The sequence below is a fragment of the Xanthomonas euroxanthea genome, assembly GCF_900476395.1.
In the GTDB taxonomy this organism is placed as follows: domain Bacteria; phylum Pseudomonadota; class Gammaproteobacteria; order Xanthomonadales; family Xanthomonadaceae; genus Xanthomonas; species Xanthomonas euroxanthea.
On record NZ_UIHB01000010.1, the window covers coordinates 25,459 to 38,607 of the forward strand.

Genomic DNA, 13,149 nt, shown 5'->3' on the forward strand with positions numbered 1-13,149 from the left:
TGCACTCACAGGAGGTGAGCCGTGTACCGAAGACTGTTCTATTGGCTTGTTGTGGCAATCGCCGGCGCTATCAGTACGCAGGCTGTGGCGCAAAACATCGTGCAGTACCTCCCCGAACCGCTGCTGATGAACGGCAGCGACCTGGTCCCCGCATGTCGGCGCGCCGCTGAAACCCATTACCTCGCACAAGGCGCCAGCATCTACAACTGGACGGCGTCGTATCACGATCGCGGGGATGGCCTGTATGTCGACGGCCGCCTACGTGCCAATGGCAATACCGTGTCGGTGCATTGCAGCGCCACGCGGGGCGCGCGCGAGCGCGATCTGATCATGAACATCGACGAGACCGGCGGCTAAAGCCGTCTTACGCTGCTGTAGTCCTCTGCAGCAGCGGAGCCTCAACTCATTGAACACGACGGAGTTGCAACCTGACGGCACGTTCAGAAGCGGGTGTACGGGCACGCGCCCACCAAGCGGCGGCCGCAGTCATTTCGATAGCGGCTCTCAGCCCATGCCACCATTGATGCCGATGACCTGGCCGTTGATATAGCCAGCTGACTCCGAACACAGGAACGCAACCAATGCGGCCACTTCGTCGGGCTTGCCGACGCGGCCGGCCGGCACCAGTTGCTTGATCACCTCCGGCGCGAAGCTTTCGCCGACCATCTCGCTTTCGATCACGCCCGGCGCGACCACGTTGACGGCAATGCCGCGGCTGGCCATCTCGCGTGACAGCGATTTGCTGGCGCCGTGCAAGGCGGCCTTGGCCGCGGCGTAGTTGGTCTGCCCGCGATTTCCCAGCACTGCCGCCACCGACGACACGCTGACGATACGGCCCCAGCGCGTACGCGCCATCGGCAGCAGCAACGGCTGGGTGACGTTGAAGAACCCGTGCAACGACACGTCGATGACCCGATGCCACTGTTCGGCGTTCATGCCGGCCATCGGCGCATCGTCGTGGATGCCGGCATTGTTGACCACGATCTGGATCGGGCCGACCTCCAGCAGTCTTGCCAGCGCCGCTGCACTGGCCTGCGCATCGGCCACATCGAATGCCACCGCCTCGGCACTGCCGCCGTCGGCCACGATCGCTGCGACCACCTCGTCGGCGCGGGCGAGATTGCGATTGGCGTGCACGATCACATGGCGACCCTGCGCCGCCAGGTGACGGCTGATCGCACCACCGAGATCGCCGCTGCCGCCGGTGACCAGCGCGCGGCGCTGTGGAATGGATGTGCTCATGGACGCCTCGATGGAAGCCGCAGAAATGACGGCGGGAAGAGCCTCATCCTAACGACTGGCAGCAAGTGCAGGAATAGATCGCCCGCATTGATCGCCCACATTCGGCAGGAGCGTGCTTGGGCGCGATGAGGCTTCAACGGCAACGCTTCATCGCGCGCAAGCGCGCTCCTACGGGGCCCGCCCGGCGACCAGCATCACCGTGGCGCGGCCTTCGGCGAGCAACTGCCCCTGGTGGGTCAGGCGAAAGCTGTATTGCTGGCTGTCGTCGGCCTGCATCAATACCACTGCTTCGCATTCGATCGCAGCAGGAAGGTCGTCCAGATAGGCCAGATGCAACTCCACGCCTCGCAGGGCGACCAGCATGCCCAGGCGCGCTGGCTGGCTGGGATCATGCCCCAGCAAACCGCCATGCACCGCCATCGCCTGCGCACCGTATTCGCACAGGTGCAGCGCGCGCAGGCGGCCATCGGCGCGCAACGGATGCGTGTCGCTGCGATGCGCGTGACTGCGCAGCACGATGCGCTGTGCATCCCAGTCGACCACCTCTTCCCACAGGCACATGCTGCCCTGGTGCGGAATCAAGGCAGCAATCGCGTCACGTCCCTGCATGTGCACCTCCACTTCTTGCGCGCTCCAGCGCCGGCTCGCGCGATACCAGCAAGGCCAGGATGAAATTGAACAACACCCCCAACGCCACCGTGCTGCCGATCGCCCGCAACACCGGGATGCTGGAGGCAGCCAACAACGCGAACACCAGCAAGGTCATCAGGCTGCACACGATCAAGGCATGCAAGGTGCGCAACTGGTCGGCGTGATCGTCGCCGGCATGGTCGAAGAACAATGCGTAATCCAGGCCCAGGCCTGCCGCCAGGATCAGCGCGATCAGGTGGAACAGGTTGAGCTCCACCCCCATGCCGCGCAGGATCGCCAGGATCAGCACCGTGGTCAGTGCCATCGGCAGCAACACGCGCACGATCCGGCGCGGGCTGCGCAACGCGATTGCCACCGTCACCGCCAGCAGCAGCGCAGCCAGCCCCAGCGCGCCGAGCACACGCCCACGATAGGCGGCAACCAGGGATTCGGAGGCATCCTTGAGATCCAGCAATTGCGCGCCACTGCCTTGCACGGCGGCAGCCACCACCGACGGATCGCGCAGGCCGGTCAACGACACCAGCGCGGTGCTGCGATCACCGCGCCCCAGCAGCAGCCCGCCGACCGAGGTCGCCAGCGGCGAGCCGGCCAGGTCCTTCGGCAACAGCGGCGCGGCGCGCTTGGCAGCGTCCAGGTCCTGCAGGAACGGCGCAAACGCATCGCTGCGAAACGGCGTGGCGGCCACTGCACTGTCGGTCAATGCGCGCGCCTGCGTCGCCCCCGGCAACGCGGCCTGACGCGCATGCTGGGTCTTGATGCTGGGCAGATAACGCGCGGCCATGTCGTAACCGGTCAACGCACCGGCGCGCACCAGCGCATCCAGGCGCGGGCGCAACTGCTCGCTGGCCTGCAGCGCGGCCTCGTCGCTGGCGGCAGGCAATGCGAGCACGTAGCGCACGTCGGGGGCGCCCAGTTCCTGGCGCAGGTGCGTGTCCTGCGCCAACGCCTTGGGCGGCACCGGGGTCAGCTTCGACAGATCGTTCTGCCAGAATTGCCCCGGTGCAAATGCGATCACCGCGATGCCGATCAGCGCAATCACCGCCAGACTGATGCGCGGCCGTGGCAGCCGCGCGATGCCACGCCACACCGCGGCGAGGACGCGCGAATCGGCGTAGTCGCGCGGCGCCGGGTCGATCAACGCCGGCAACAGCCACCGGGTGGTGATCGCGGCGGTCGCCAGCCCGGCGATGGTGAACACCGCCAGCTGCCGCAAGCCGTCCACACCGGAAAACAGGAAGGTCACATAGGCAATGCAGGTCGACACCACGCCGGTGGCCAGCGTCGGCCACAGATGGCGCGCGTTGTCGCGCGGATCCAGACCGGGACGCTGATGGCTGAACAGGTGGATCGGGTAATCCTGCACCACGCCGATCAGGGTGAAGCCGAATGCCACGGTGATGCCGTGCACGCCCTCGAACAACACGGCCACCGCGCCCAGACCGGCCAGGCCGGCACTGGCCAACGGCAGCACGCCGAGCACCGGGATCTTCCAGCTGCGGTAGGCGACCAGCAGCAACAGCACCAGCCCCACCGTATCCAGCGTACCGATCCATTGCGCCTCGCCCTGGGTGCGCGCGGTGATTTCCACCGCAAAGGCGCCGGGGCCGGTCAGGACGAGCTGCGTCGAGGTGCCCTGGCTGACCTTGGCAAACGCCGTCCGCACCGCGTCGTAGGCCAGCTGCTGGCCGGTGGGATCGAAGCCGGCTGCGCGCGTCTGCACGATCAGCAGGGCCGAGGTGCCGGCACGGTCGAACCACACCGCGTTGCGCGTCTGCGGCGCCGCGGCCGGCTGCAGGGTTTCGGCCAGATGCAGTACTTCCAGCGTCGGGTCGCGCGGCAACAACGGCTCCACCATCGCAGCGGCAGGTGAGCCCAGATCCTGCACGCGCGACTGCAACGCTGCCTGCAGGGTGTGCGCATCCAGCGGCGCGGCGTCGAAGCTGTCGCTGAGCAGATAGCGATACGGCAGCAGGCGCTCGGGGATCGCATCCAGGCCCGCAGTGCCGCCATTGCCAACCAGCTCGAACAGCCGCGGCTGTGCGGCCAGGGCCTGCTGCAGTGCCTGCGACTGCGCGGCCAGCGTGGCCGGGTCGCTGTTGGACAGCGCCATCAGCAACAGGCGCGAGCCGGGGCCTTCGCCCAGTTCCTCGATCAGCAGTTTCTGCGCCGGCGTGCGCGGGGCGGGCATGAACTTGCGCAGGTCGCCGGTGACCTTGAGCGTCTCGCTCAACCAGAGCCCGGCCACCGCCAGCAAGGCCAGCCACAGCAGCGCCAGGCCGATGCGGTGGTTGGCATTCAACTCAAATGCCATGTATCAGCTCCAGCTGCGTGGCCGAACGTGCACCGGCCGCGCGCGCGGCATCGGGCTGTGCGGGCGCCTTGCTGGCGCCGCTGGCGCGCTGCGTCACGCGCCCGACCCGTGGCACAGCGTGATCAGCGCCGCCGCATCGGTTACGCGTGCGGCCTCGCGCGCGGCACCGGCCAGCAGCGTGCGCTGCACCTCGCCCTTGGCCGGCAGGCTTTCGATGCAGCGCAACTCGTCATTGCGCCCGTACAGCCGCAACTGGCGGACCTGCCTGGCGACAGCGGCGTCCTTGGGCTGCAGGGTCAATGCCCAGGATTGCAGCTGGCCCTGCCCGCTGATGCGGTAGTGCTGCTCCAGCAGCGCGCGGTCGCCGGCCAGCAATGCGCCGAAGCCGGACTTCAAGCCGGCCAGCTCGGGCACGCGGCTGAGCGCAAAACGCCGCGGCGCCTTGCCTTCGCGTTCCAGCACGCCTTGGTCGCCTTGCAACGTGGTGGTCTCGCGATACGGTGCGCTGACCTCGCGCACCAGCGTCTGCGCGTCCGGACGCCGGTAGTGGCCCTGCACGCGCAGCGGCGTCTTCAGCAGGGCCGAGCCGCGCAGTTCGACGAACTCGGTACTGACCGGTGCGGGGCGTGCCAGGCGCTGCAGCACCTGGCCCACGTCCAGCGTCTCAGGCGGTGCGGCGCATAGCGGTGCGGCGCTGAACAGCAGTATCAGCATCCACGGCAGGGTGCGGCACATCGGCATGGTGGGTGTTCCAGAAATCGTAGAAGTTGAACCAGTTGTACGGCGCGTAGCGTGTGTAATGTTCCAGCCTGGCCGCGTAATCGCGCATGAGTACCGCCAGCACCGGTGCACGCTGGCGGCGCGGCACGTCCAGGCCTTCGCTGAAGGTCTCGAACGCCAGCTCGTAATGATTGCCGCCGCGATACAGGCCGAACGCCAGCACCACCGGCACCTTGAGCGCTGCGGCGATCAGCCACGGCGAGGTCGGGAACATCGCGTTGCGGCCGAGGAACATCGCCGGCAAGGCCGGGTCGCCCTCGCGCGGGCGGTCGATCAGCAGCGCGACCAGCGCGCCGGCATCGGTGGCGTCCTTGATCGCCATGACGATCGAGGTCGCATCCATGCCGGCATCGATGATGTTGGCCGCCAGCTGCGGATTCAGCGCGCCCAGCAGCTCGGTCATGGCGCGGTTGTGCGCCTTGTCCAGCACCACCTTGACCTGCACGTCCGGCCGCTCGGTGGCCAGCACGCGCAGCGCATCGAAGCTGCCCAGGTGCGAGCCGAAGATCAGCACGCCGCGGCCGCGGTCCATCTGCGTATGCAGCTGATCCAGCCCGGTGATGTCGACCCGGAAGCGCTGCATCTGCCCGCACAGCATGTACACGCGGTCCAGAATCGTCGAGGCAAAGGTGTGGATATGCCGCGCCACATCGCGCAGCGTGGCCGGGCGGTCCAGCACGTGGGTCAGATAGGCACGCGAGGCGCTGCGCTCGGGCGCACGCACCAGCAGGAAGTACAGCGTGATCGGGTACAGCAGCGCGCGTCCCACCGCGCGCCCGGCGTGCTGGGCGATGCCGCGGATCAGCCACAGCGCGAAACGTCCGCCGCCTTCGGGACGTTGCTTCCACTGGCTGCTCATTGCGCCGCCTCCGCCACCAGTTCGCCGCTGACCAGCAGCTCGTCGGCGCGCTGCACGCGAAAGCGCCAGCGCGGGCCAACGCCGTCCAGCGTGATCGATGCCACCTGCCCCGGCAGCAACGGCCGCACGAACTTCACCTGCGGCAGGCGCGCCGCCGCGCGTGGGCCATGGGCGGCTTCCACCGCCTGCAGCACATGGTCGAGCACGACCACGCCAGGCACCACGGGACGCCCCGGAAAGTGCCCGGGCAGGCAGGGATGATCATGCGGCACGACAAAATCCATAAGCGGGCAACTCAAATCCTGGGTTGAAGCATCGCAGCCACGGCGTCATGTGCCTGCTCGGTCAATTGCTGGCGGTCCGGCGCATCCGGCCCGGTCACCGGGATCGGATCGCCGATACGCACACGGATGATGCCCGGGCGCACCCTGAACACACCCTCCACCGGCAGCACCTTGCCGCAGCCATCCAGCGCCACCGGCACCACCGGCACGCCAGCATCGATAGCGGCCTGCAACAGCCCGGCCTTGAACGGCAACAATGCGCCGCTGCGGCTGCGGGTACCTTCGGGAAACAGACACAACTGCTTGCCCTCGCGCAGCAGCGCCGCTGCCTGCCGGCGCACCATCGCCCCGGCACGCCGGCTGTCGCGGTCCAGGAACAGCATGCCGGTGGCCCGCGCATACCAGTTCACGAACGGCACCTTGAGCATCTCGTCCTTGAGCAGGAACCGCAGCGGCACCGGCAAGGCGTAGAACAACGCGCAGATATCGATGACCGACTGGTGGTTGCTGACGAACAGATAATTCCTGGACCAGTCCACGCGCTCGCGGCCTTCCACGATCACCTTGGCGCCGGCGCCGCGAAACAGCACCGGCGACCACATCCAGGCGCCCATGCGCAGCAGGCGGTCGGCATCGCGCGTGATCGCCAGCAGCACCAGGGCATAGACGATTCCGCCAGCGGTAAACGTCAGCGTGAAGGCCAGTTGCAGCAGATTGAACACGGCCCACGCCAGGCGCGACGGCATCCTTGCCAACGGCATTTTTGTCTTGTCCCCGAAAATGTGCACGTACGTCGCTGCCCTGGCCACGCACTCAGCGCAGCAGATCGCGCCAGAATTCCGGCCCGAGCCGCGCCATCTGGCGCAAGAAGTCTGGCAGATTACGATAGGGGCGCTGTGGAAACCAGCGGCTGCGCAAGAGATATTCGCCCACGAAGAACCCGCCAACCACCCCGTACGCCAGCAGATTGGCGAACAACGACGCGCGCGCGTCGCTGATCGGCAGCGGCGAGGCGTGGCCCAGTTGCGCCAGCACGCCACTGGGTTCGGCGCACAGGCCCAGCACCAGGTTGACCAGGGTCAGCGCGCACAGCAGCAACGCCCAGGCCAGGGTGAGGCGGCGCGTGTAGCGGTATTGCTCCGGGGTGATCGGCATGCCGGCCTGGCGATACAGCCCTTCGACAATGCGGCTGATCAGCGGCGTGCGCCCGCAGCGCAGGCTGCGCCCGAAGAACCAGGCGATCCAGCCGGTGAACACCACCGGCGGCGCGGCCAGCACCAGCATCGCGTACGGCGAGTGCCACAACGCGCTCAGGCCCAGCAAGGTCAGCACGGCCAGCGCCCAGGCCCAGGCGCGGCGCGCGACCATCGGTTCGATCAGCACCATCAGCACCAGCAAGGCCCCGGCGATGACCGCCAGGTCCGGGCGATGGCTGGCGTTGGCCCAATGCGCCAGCGGCGAATACGCCACCGCCAGCAGCACGCCCAGCCCCAGCACCCACGGGGGCGCATCGGCAGGCGCTGCAGTTGGCAGGTCAGACGGTCTTGTTGGCTTGGACATGCGCCGACAATGCGCGCAGCGACGCGAAGATGCGACGGTTCTCGTCATTGTCCGAGCGCAGCTGGAAGCCGTAGCGCTTGCTGATTGCCAGCGCCAGTTCCAGCGCGTCGATCGAATCCAGCCCCAGCCCGGTATTGAACAACGGCGCCTCCGGATCGATGTCGGCGGGCTGGACGTCTTCCAGGTTCAGGCTTTCGACCAGGAGTTCGGCCAGTTCACGTTCGGCAGCGGTTTGCGAGGACATCCAGAGAGCTTCCAGGTGAGGGTCGGGCGACAGGATCAGAGCGAGAAATTTCAGCACAACCACCGCAGCGTCACAGACAACCGTCAGGTCGGCGTGGGCGATTGCGCAACACAGTGTACGTTGCCGTGCCGGCCGATTCCGAGCACTCGCCGCGGCTGCCTTGCGGCCGCATTGTCGATGGCGTCGATCGTTCTGCAACAACGATTCGGCGGCCGGCATACCTGTCCGGGCCGCCGGTCAGGCTATCATGACTGCATGACGCTCGCCCGCTGCAGGTTCGTTCCAGGATGACTTCCACTGCTGTTCGCCCCACCCCGACCGCCATGCCGGCAGCCGGGCCGGCTCCCGGGCCCGAGTGCCCGGATGTCCTGATCATCGGCGGCGGGCCGGCGGGCTGTACGGCGGCGATCGTGCTGGCCCAGCAGGGCTGGCAGGTGACCTTGCTGGAGAAGGCGCAGCATCCGCGCTTCCATATCGGCGAGTCGCTGCTGCCGATGAACGTGCCGATTCTCGAACGCCTGGGCGTGCTGGAGGACGTGCGCGACATCGGCGTGCTCAAGCGCGGGGCGGACTTTCCCAACGACAGCGGCGGCTACAACACCTTTCGTTTTTCGCATGCGCTCGATGCCAAGGCCGATTTCGCCTTCCAGGTGCCACGTGCGCAGTTCGACCAGGTGCTGTTCGAGCGCGCGCGGGCGGTGGGCGTGGATGCGCGCGATCAGGTCAAGGTCGAAGCGGTGGAGTTCGACGGGCAGCAGCCGGTGCTGCAGGCGCAAGGCGTGGCCGGGGTGCAGCGGTTCCGCCCGCGCTATCTGCTCGATGCCAGCGGCCGCGACACCTTCCTGGGCACCCGCTTCAAGCTCAAACGCGCCAATGCCAAACATCAGTCGGCCGCATTGTTCAGCCACTTCCGCGGCGTGGCGCGCCGGCCGGGCGAGGATGCCGGCAACATCAGCATCTACCGCCACGCGCATGGCTGGATGTGGCTGATTCCGTTGCCGGACGACATCATGAGCGTGGGCGCGGTCTGCTACCCGGAATACATGAAGACCCGCAAGGGCGACAGCGAGGGCTTTTTCATGCGCACGCTCGCGCTCAATGCCGAGCTCAACGCGCGCATGCTCGGCGCCGAACGCGTGGCCCCGGTGCATGCCACCGGCAACTACGCCTACGAATGCACGCGCATGTCCGGCCCGCGCTGGTTGATGCTGGGCGATGCCTACACCTTCGTCGACCCGATGTTTTCGTCGGGCGTGTTTCTGGCCATGCACAGCGCCGAACGCGGTGCGGCGATGGTGGACCAGGCCCTGCGCATGCCGCAGCACGAGGCGAAACTGCAGCGCGCCTTGCAGCGCGAACTCAGGCGCGGCGTGGACGAGTTCAAGTGGTTCATCTACCGCTTCACCTCGCCGACCATGCGCGCCCTGTTTGCGCAACCGCAGAACACCTGGCGGATCGAAGAAGCGGTGGTGGCGATGCTGGCCGGCGACGTGTTCGACAGCCCCAGGGTGCGCCTGCGCCTGCGCGCATTCCGCGCCATCTATGCCTTGACCACCTTGTCGATGATACCGCGCGCCTGGCAGTCCTGGCGCCAACGCCGACGTCAGGCCACGCTCGGCTTCGACGGCGAGACCTTGCAACGCGACACGCAACGACGGGACACCCGATGACCGCTTCCCAGGCCCAGACCACGCACAGCGTGCGCCATCCCCGTCTGCAGGTCGACTATGTCGAGCAGACCGACCCGTCCGCACTGCTGGCCGACCCGCAGGTGCTGGCCGTGTTCGGCTTCGGCACCGCGGCGCCACGCCTGGACGACCCGCGCTACCTGCGCGTGCCGCTGCAGCCGTATCAGGCCGAGATGCTGGAAGTGTGGCGCAGCGATGCAGCCGTGCACAGCGGCCGCGATGGCAACATCGCCTGGGCCAGCGACGGCCGCCTGCAGTTCGGCGTGATCGAAATCGACGAGCAGGATGTCGATATCGAAACCGCCGCCGCCAAGGCCTATGCGGAAATCACCGCCTTCGTCACCGGCAGCCAGACGCCGCGCCTGCTGCGTATCTGGAACTATCTGGACGCCATCACCCTGGGCAGTGGCGACCGCGAACGCTACCGGCAGTTCTGCGTGGGCCGTGCGCGCGGCCTGGGCGCCTTCGACACTGCGCAGCTGCCGGCCGCCACCGCGGTGGGCCGCTGCGATGCCGAGCGCATCATCCAGATCTACTGGCTGGCCGCCAGCGACGCCGGCACCCCGCTGGAGAATCCGCGCCAGGTCAGCGCCTACAACTACCCGCGCCAGTACGGCCCGCAGCCGCCGAGTTTCGCGCGCGCCATGCTGCCGCCGGCCGGCAGCGACATGCCGCTGCTGCTGTCGGGCACCGCCGCCGTGGTCGGGCATGCCTCGATGCACACCGGCCAGCTGCTGGCGCAGCTGGAAGAAACCTTCGCCAACTTCGACGCCCTGCTCGGCGCCGCACGCCAGCACGCCCCCGCCCTGCCCACGCAGTTCGGCGCCGGCACCCGCCTGAAGGTCTACGTGCGCGAGCAGGACGACCTGCCCAAGGTCGCCCAGGCACTGGACGCCCGCTTCGGCGATGCGGTGCCGCGCCTGCTGCTGCACGCGGTGATCTGCCGCGACGAGCTGGCGGTGGAGATCGACGGGGTGCATGGGTGAGTCATTGAGCGCATTGCGCTGGTTCGATATCGTCCACACCGCCTTCTTCGTTCACCGTCAACGCGGCTGACCCAGCCTTTGGCGTAGCAGACCACTGCCGCGCCCACGCATTGCCCAGCACATCAGCTCTTGCGAGATCGCTGGCTGTCGCGCGCTTCTGCAACCAGGCGATGTTGTCGTCTATCACCTCGCGCGAGCGCGGGCCGGCAGTTGCCGGCAGCTGCTGGCTGCCACGTCGATACAGCGCCAACGATCGGGCCAGATCCGTCTGGACCACCTGCGCCAGGAAAAATCGCTCACCGGTATCGCGGCGAGGCGAATAAGCCGCCGCCAAGGCCAGGGAGGTTTGCAGGTCTCCGCGCGAGGCCGCCTGCAGCGCCATCGATTCCGCTTCTTTTCGATAGCGCTGCAGTTCCGGCAGAAGCTCCAGCATGTCGCGGCGCCGAAACGCGTTGCCGACCGCGTAGTGCGCAAGCGCCCCCGGATTGCCACCAAGCGCACCTTGTCGCCACAACGCGACCCGCTCGGCCACGGAAACCTGCCGTACACCTTCGCAACGATCCGCAGCTTTGAGCAGTCCCGTCGCCATGCCATCCAGCATCTTGTCCCATGCAGCAAAGTCGGCGTTCGCATTGGGGGTGACGACCTTTCGCTCACGCGCACGCTGTGCGCGCCACACCAACTCGTCGTAAGTGGCGAGTTGCTGCTGGATCACATCGCAGCGATCAAGCTCGATAGCCAAGCGGCATGCGGCCGCTGGATCACCTTGATCCGCGCGACGACTGAGGTCGTCGAAGACTTGGCGCAGCGGCGTATCAGCTGGCGGTAGAGGCGCAGAAGCGACAACAGGCTTGGATTGTCCGGCCGGCATGACAACAGCAGTGGCCGCATGCACAGGATCTGCCTCAACTGCCTGATCCAGGCGATGCCATCGCAGCCACGCCAGACACATCGCCACAATCGCCAATACGACTGCGACACTGATGAGTACTAATCTGCTTGCAGATCCCTTGCGCATGCGGCCACGCCTCCTTGGTGTCCGGCCAGTATCGCTCAGCCGTTGAGCAAACCCAGCACCACATCGCGTGGCAGCTTGCCGGTTTCGTTGCGTGGCAGTGCGGCGAGTTTGCGCAGGCGGCGCGGGAGGAACACCGGGTCGACGCTGACGCGCAGGGCGTCGAGGATCTGCGCCTCGTCCAGGGTCGGGGCGACCACCAGTGCGGCGATGCGCCCGACCGCCTGGCCGGGGTCGGGTGCGAGTTGCACGATGACGCCATCGATCACGCCGGGAATGGCCAGCAGGCGACGGGTGAGATCGGCCAGCGAGGCGCGTTTGCCGGCGATTTCCAGCAGATCGGCCTGCCGGCCGCGCACCTGGAAACGGCCGTCGGCGGCCACGTCCATCATGTCGGCCAACAGCACCGGCGTGGCCAGATGCGGCGCGTGCACCAAGGTGCCTGCCGCCTGCGTTTCCAGGCGGACGCCGGGCAGCGGTGTCCATGCCGCTTCCAGCGCGGTGCGGCGCACGGCGAACACGCAGGTTTCGGTCGAACCGAACATCTCGCGCACCTCGCCGCCAAAGCGCGCCTCGGCGGCAGCGGCCACGTCCTGCGCCAACGGCGCGGTGGCCGAGACGATGCCGACCAGCGGCGGCAACACCACGCCCGATTCCACCAGCGCGCGCAGATGCACCGGCGTGGTCACCAGCACGCGCGGGGCGGGAACATCGGCCAGCGCGCGCGCCACATCGTCCGGGAAGAACGGGCGGCCCGCATGCACCGCAAGCGCGGTCACCATCGGCAGCAGGACCGACAATTCCATGCCGTACATGTGCTGCGGCGGCACCGTGGCGACCACGTGCGGCACCGCGTCGGTGTGCGCCCACAGGCTTTCCAGCGCAACCAGGTCCTGGCGCGTGCTGGTCAGGAAGCTGCCCCAGGTCTTGGGGTTGGGTTGCGGGCTGCCGGTGCTGCCGGAGGTAAAGCCGATGGCCACCAGGGCATCGTCGGCCAGTTGCGGGATCGGGCCCGGGGCCTGCGGCAACTCGGCCGGCAACTGCCAGTAGCGCGGCGGCGCCAGCTCCAGCGCCAGATCGCCTAGGCAGTACGCATCGGCATGCCGCGCCTGCACTTCGCCGACCACGGCCGGTGCGCGCGAGGACGGCAGCAGCGACACCTGGCCGCGCAGCGCGCACGCATAGAACGCGACCATGAAGCGATAGCGGTCTTCGCACAGGTTCACCACGTGGCGACCGTCCGGCAGCTGCTGCGCCAGGCCGTGCACGTGCGCGATGAAGGTGGCCAGGTCGACCGACTGCCCCGCGCGCCAGGCCAGCGGCCGGCCGGGCGCGCCGACGGCCATCGGGTGGGAAACGGCAGGAACAGGCAGGCTGGACATGGGAACCGACAATCGCAAAAGCGCGCTAGCTTGGCCGCCACCTGCGCTGCTGGCAAGTCGGGAGGTTTCCCGCTACGCGGCGGCGGCGGCGGTTCGAAGCTGGCCGAAGGCGTACATGACCCAGGCTCCACGCCGCTGCTGGCGCGG

14 protein-coding genes are annotated in these 13,149 nt (G+C 67.8%); 3 read left to right on the top strand and 11 right to left on the bottom strand.

Translation table 11 applies throughout. The features are described 5' to 3' along the window. Positions 1 to 51 precede the first annotated feature (51 nt). A complete protein-coding gene (locus CPBF1521_RS20150) occupies positions 52 to 357 on the top strand; it encodes a hypothetical protein (RefSeq protein WP_235858492.1) in 306 nt (101 codons plus the stop codon). Positions 358 to 504: 147 nt separating this feature from the next. On the opposite strand, the gene fabG is transcribed toward CPBF1521_RS20150, so the two are convergent. The 9 genes from fabG to xanC all read right to left on the bottom strand — a co-directional run bounded on the left by fabG (position 505) and on the right by xanC (position 7,931). Then, positions 505 to 1,242 carry a 3-oxoacyl-ACP reductase FabG gene (gene fabG / locus CPBF1521_RS20155; protein WP_115678073.1) on the bottom strand — a complete coding sequence of 246 codons (738 nt, stop codon included), beginning with the start codon at positions 1,240 to 1,242 and terminating at the stop codon, positions 505 to 507. Between the two features lie 168 nt (positions 1,243 to 1,410). Further along, positions 1,411 to 1,851, bottom strand: a complete 441-nt coding sequence (locus tag CPBF1521_RS20160) for a hotdog family protein (RefSeq protein WP_115678219.1) — start codon at positions 1,849 to 1,851, stop codon at positions 1,411 to 1,413. Further along, a complete protein-coding gene (locus tag CPBF1521_RS20165; protein WP_115678074.1) occupies positions 1,838 to 4,204 on the bottom strand; it encodes an MMPL family transporter in 2,367 nt (788 codons plus the stop codon). Before CPBF1521_RS20165 ends, CPBF1521_RS20160 begins: the two co-directional genes overlap by 14 nt. A 93-nt stretch (positions 4,205 to 4,297) precedes the next feature. Further along, entirely contained in the window at positions 4,298 to 4,945 is a 648-nt protein-coding gene (locus tag CPBF1521_RS20170) for a LolA-related protein (protein WP_115678075.1), read from the bottom strand. Further along, entirely contained in the window at positions 4,869 to 5,843 is a 975-nt protein-coding gene (locus CPBF1521_RS20175; RefSeq protein WP_104585201.1) for an LpxL/LpxP family acyltransferase, read from the bottom strand. The genes CPBF1521_RS20170 and CPBF1521_RS20175 overlap by 77 nt, the downstream gene beginning before the upstream one ends. Then, positions 5,840 to 6,067 (bottom strand): ApeI family dehydratase, encoded by a 228-nt coding sequence (locus CPBF1521_RS20180; RefSeq protein ID WP_232087889.1) that lies wholly within the window; start codon positions 6,065 to 6,067, stop codon positions 5,840 to 5,842. Before CPBF1521_RS20180 ends, CPBF1521_RS20175 begins: the two co-directional genes overlap by 4 nt. A gap of 71 nt (positions 6,068 to 6,138) precedes the next feature. Then, complete coding sequence (locus CPBF1521_RS20185; protein WP_104585197.1) at positions 6,139 to 6,888, bottom strand: lysophospholipid acyltransferase family protein; 750 nt, start codon at positions 6,886 to 6,888, stop codon at positions 6,139 to 6,141. Between the two features lie 52 nt (positions 6,889 to 6,940). After that, positions 6,941 to 7,624, bottom strand: coding sequence for a COG4648 family protein (locus tag CPBF1521_RS20190; RefSeq protein ID WP_181901329.1), 684 nt, complete (start codon positions 7,622 to 7,624; stop codon positions 6,941 to 6,943). A gap of 37 nt (positions 7,625 to 7,661) precedes the next feature. Continuing rightward, entirely contained in the window at positions 7,662 to 7,931 is a 270-nt protein-coding gene (gene xanC / locus CPBF1521_RS20195) for a xanthomonadin biosynthesis acyl carrier protein XanC (RefSeq protein ID WP_005914783.1), read from the bottom strand. 323 nt (positions 7,932 to 8,254) lie between these two features. Between xanC and CPBF1521_RS20200 the strand changes: the two genes are divergently transcribed. After that, on the top strand, positions 8,255 to 9,601 hold the full coding sequence (locus CPBF1521_RS20200) for an NAD(P)/FAD-dependent oxidoreductase (protein ID WP_115678077.1): 1,347 nt from the start codon (positions 8,255 to 8,257) through the stop codon (positions 9,599 to 9,601). After that, positions 9,598 to 10,605, top strand: a complete 1,008-nt coding sequence (locus CPBF1521_RS20205; RefSeq protein ID WP_166763506.1) for a chorismate transformation FkbO/Hyg5 family protein — start codon at positions 9,598 to 9,600, stop codon at positions 10,603 to 10,605. Before CPBF1521_RS20200 ends, CPBF1521_RS20205 begins: the two co-directional genes overlap by 4 nt. A 1-nt stretch (position 10,606) precedes the next feature. On the opposite strand, the gene CPBF1521_RS20210 is transcribed toward CPBF1521_RS20205, so the two are convergent. After that, positions 10,607 to 11,623 carry a hypothetical protein gene (locus tag CPBF1521_RS20210; protein WP_147295481.1) on the bottom strand — a complete coding sequence of 339 codons (1,017 nt, stop codon included), beginning with the start codon at positions 11,621 to 11,623 and terminating at the stop codon, positions 10,607 to 10,609. Positions 11,624 to 11,658: 35 nt separating this feature from the next. After that, entirely contained in the window at positions 11,659 to 13,002 is a 1,344-nt protein-coding gene (locus CPBF1521_RS20215; RefSeq protein ID WP_181901312.1) for an AMP-binding protein, read from the bottom strand. Between the last annotated feature and the right edge of the window lie 147 nt (positions 13,003 to 13,149).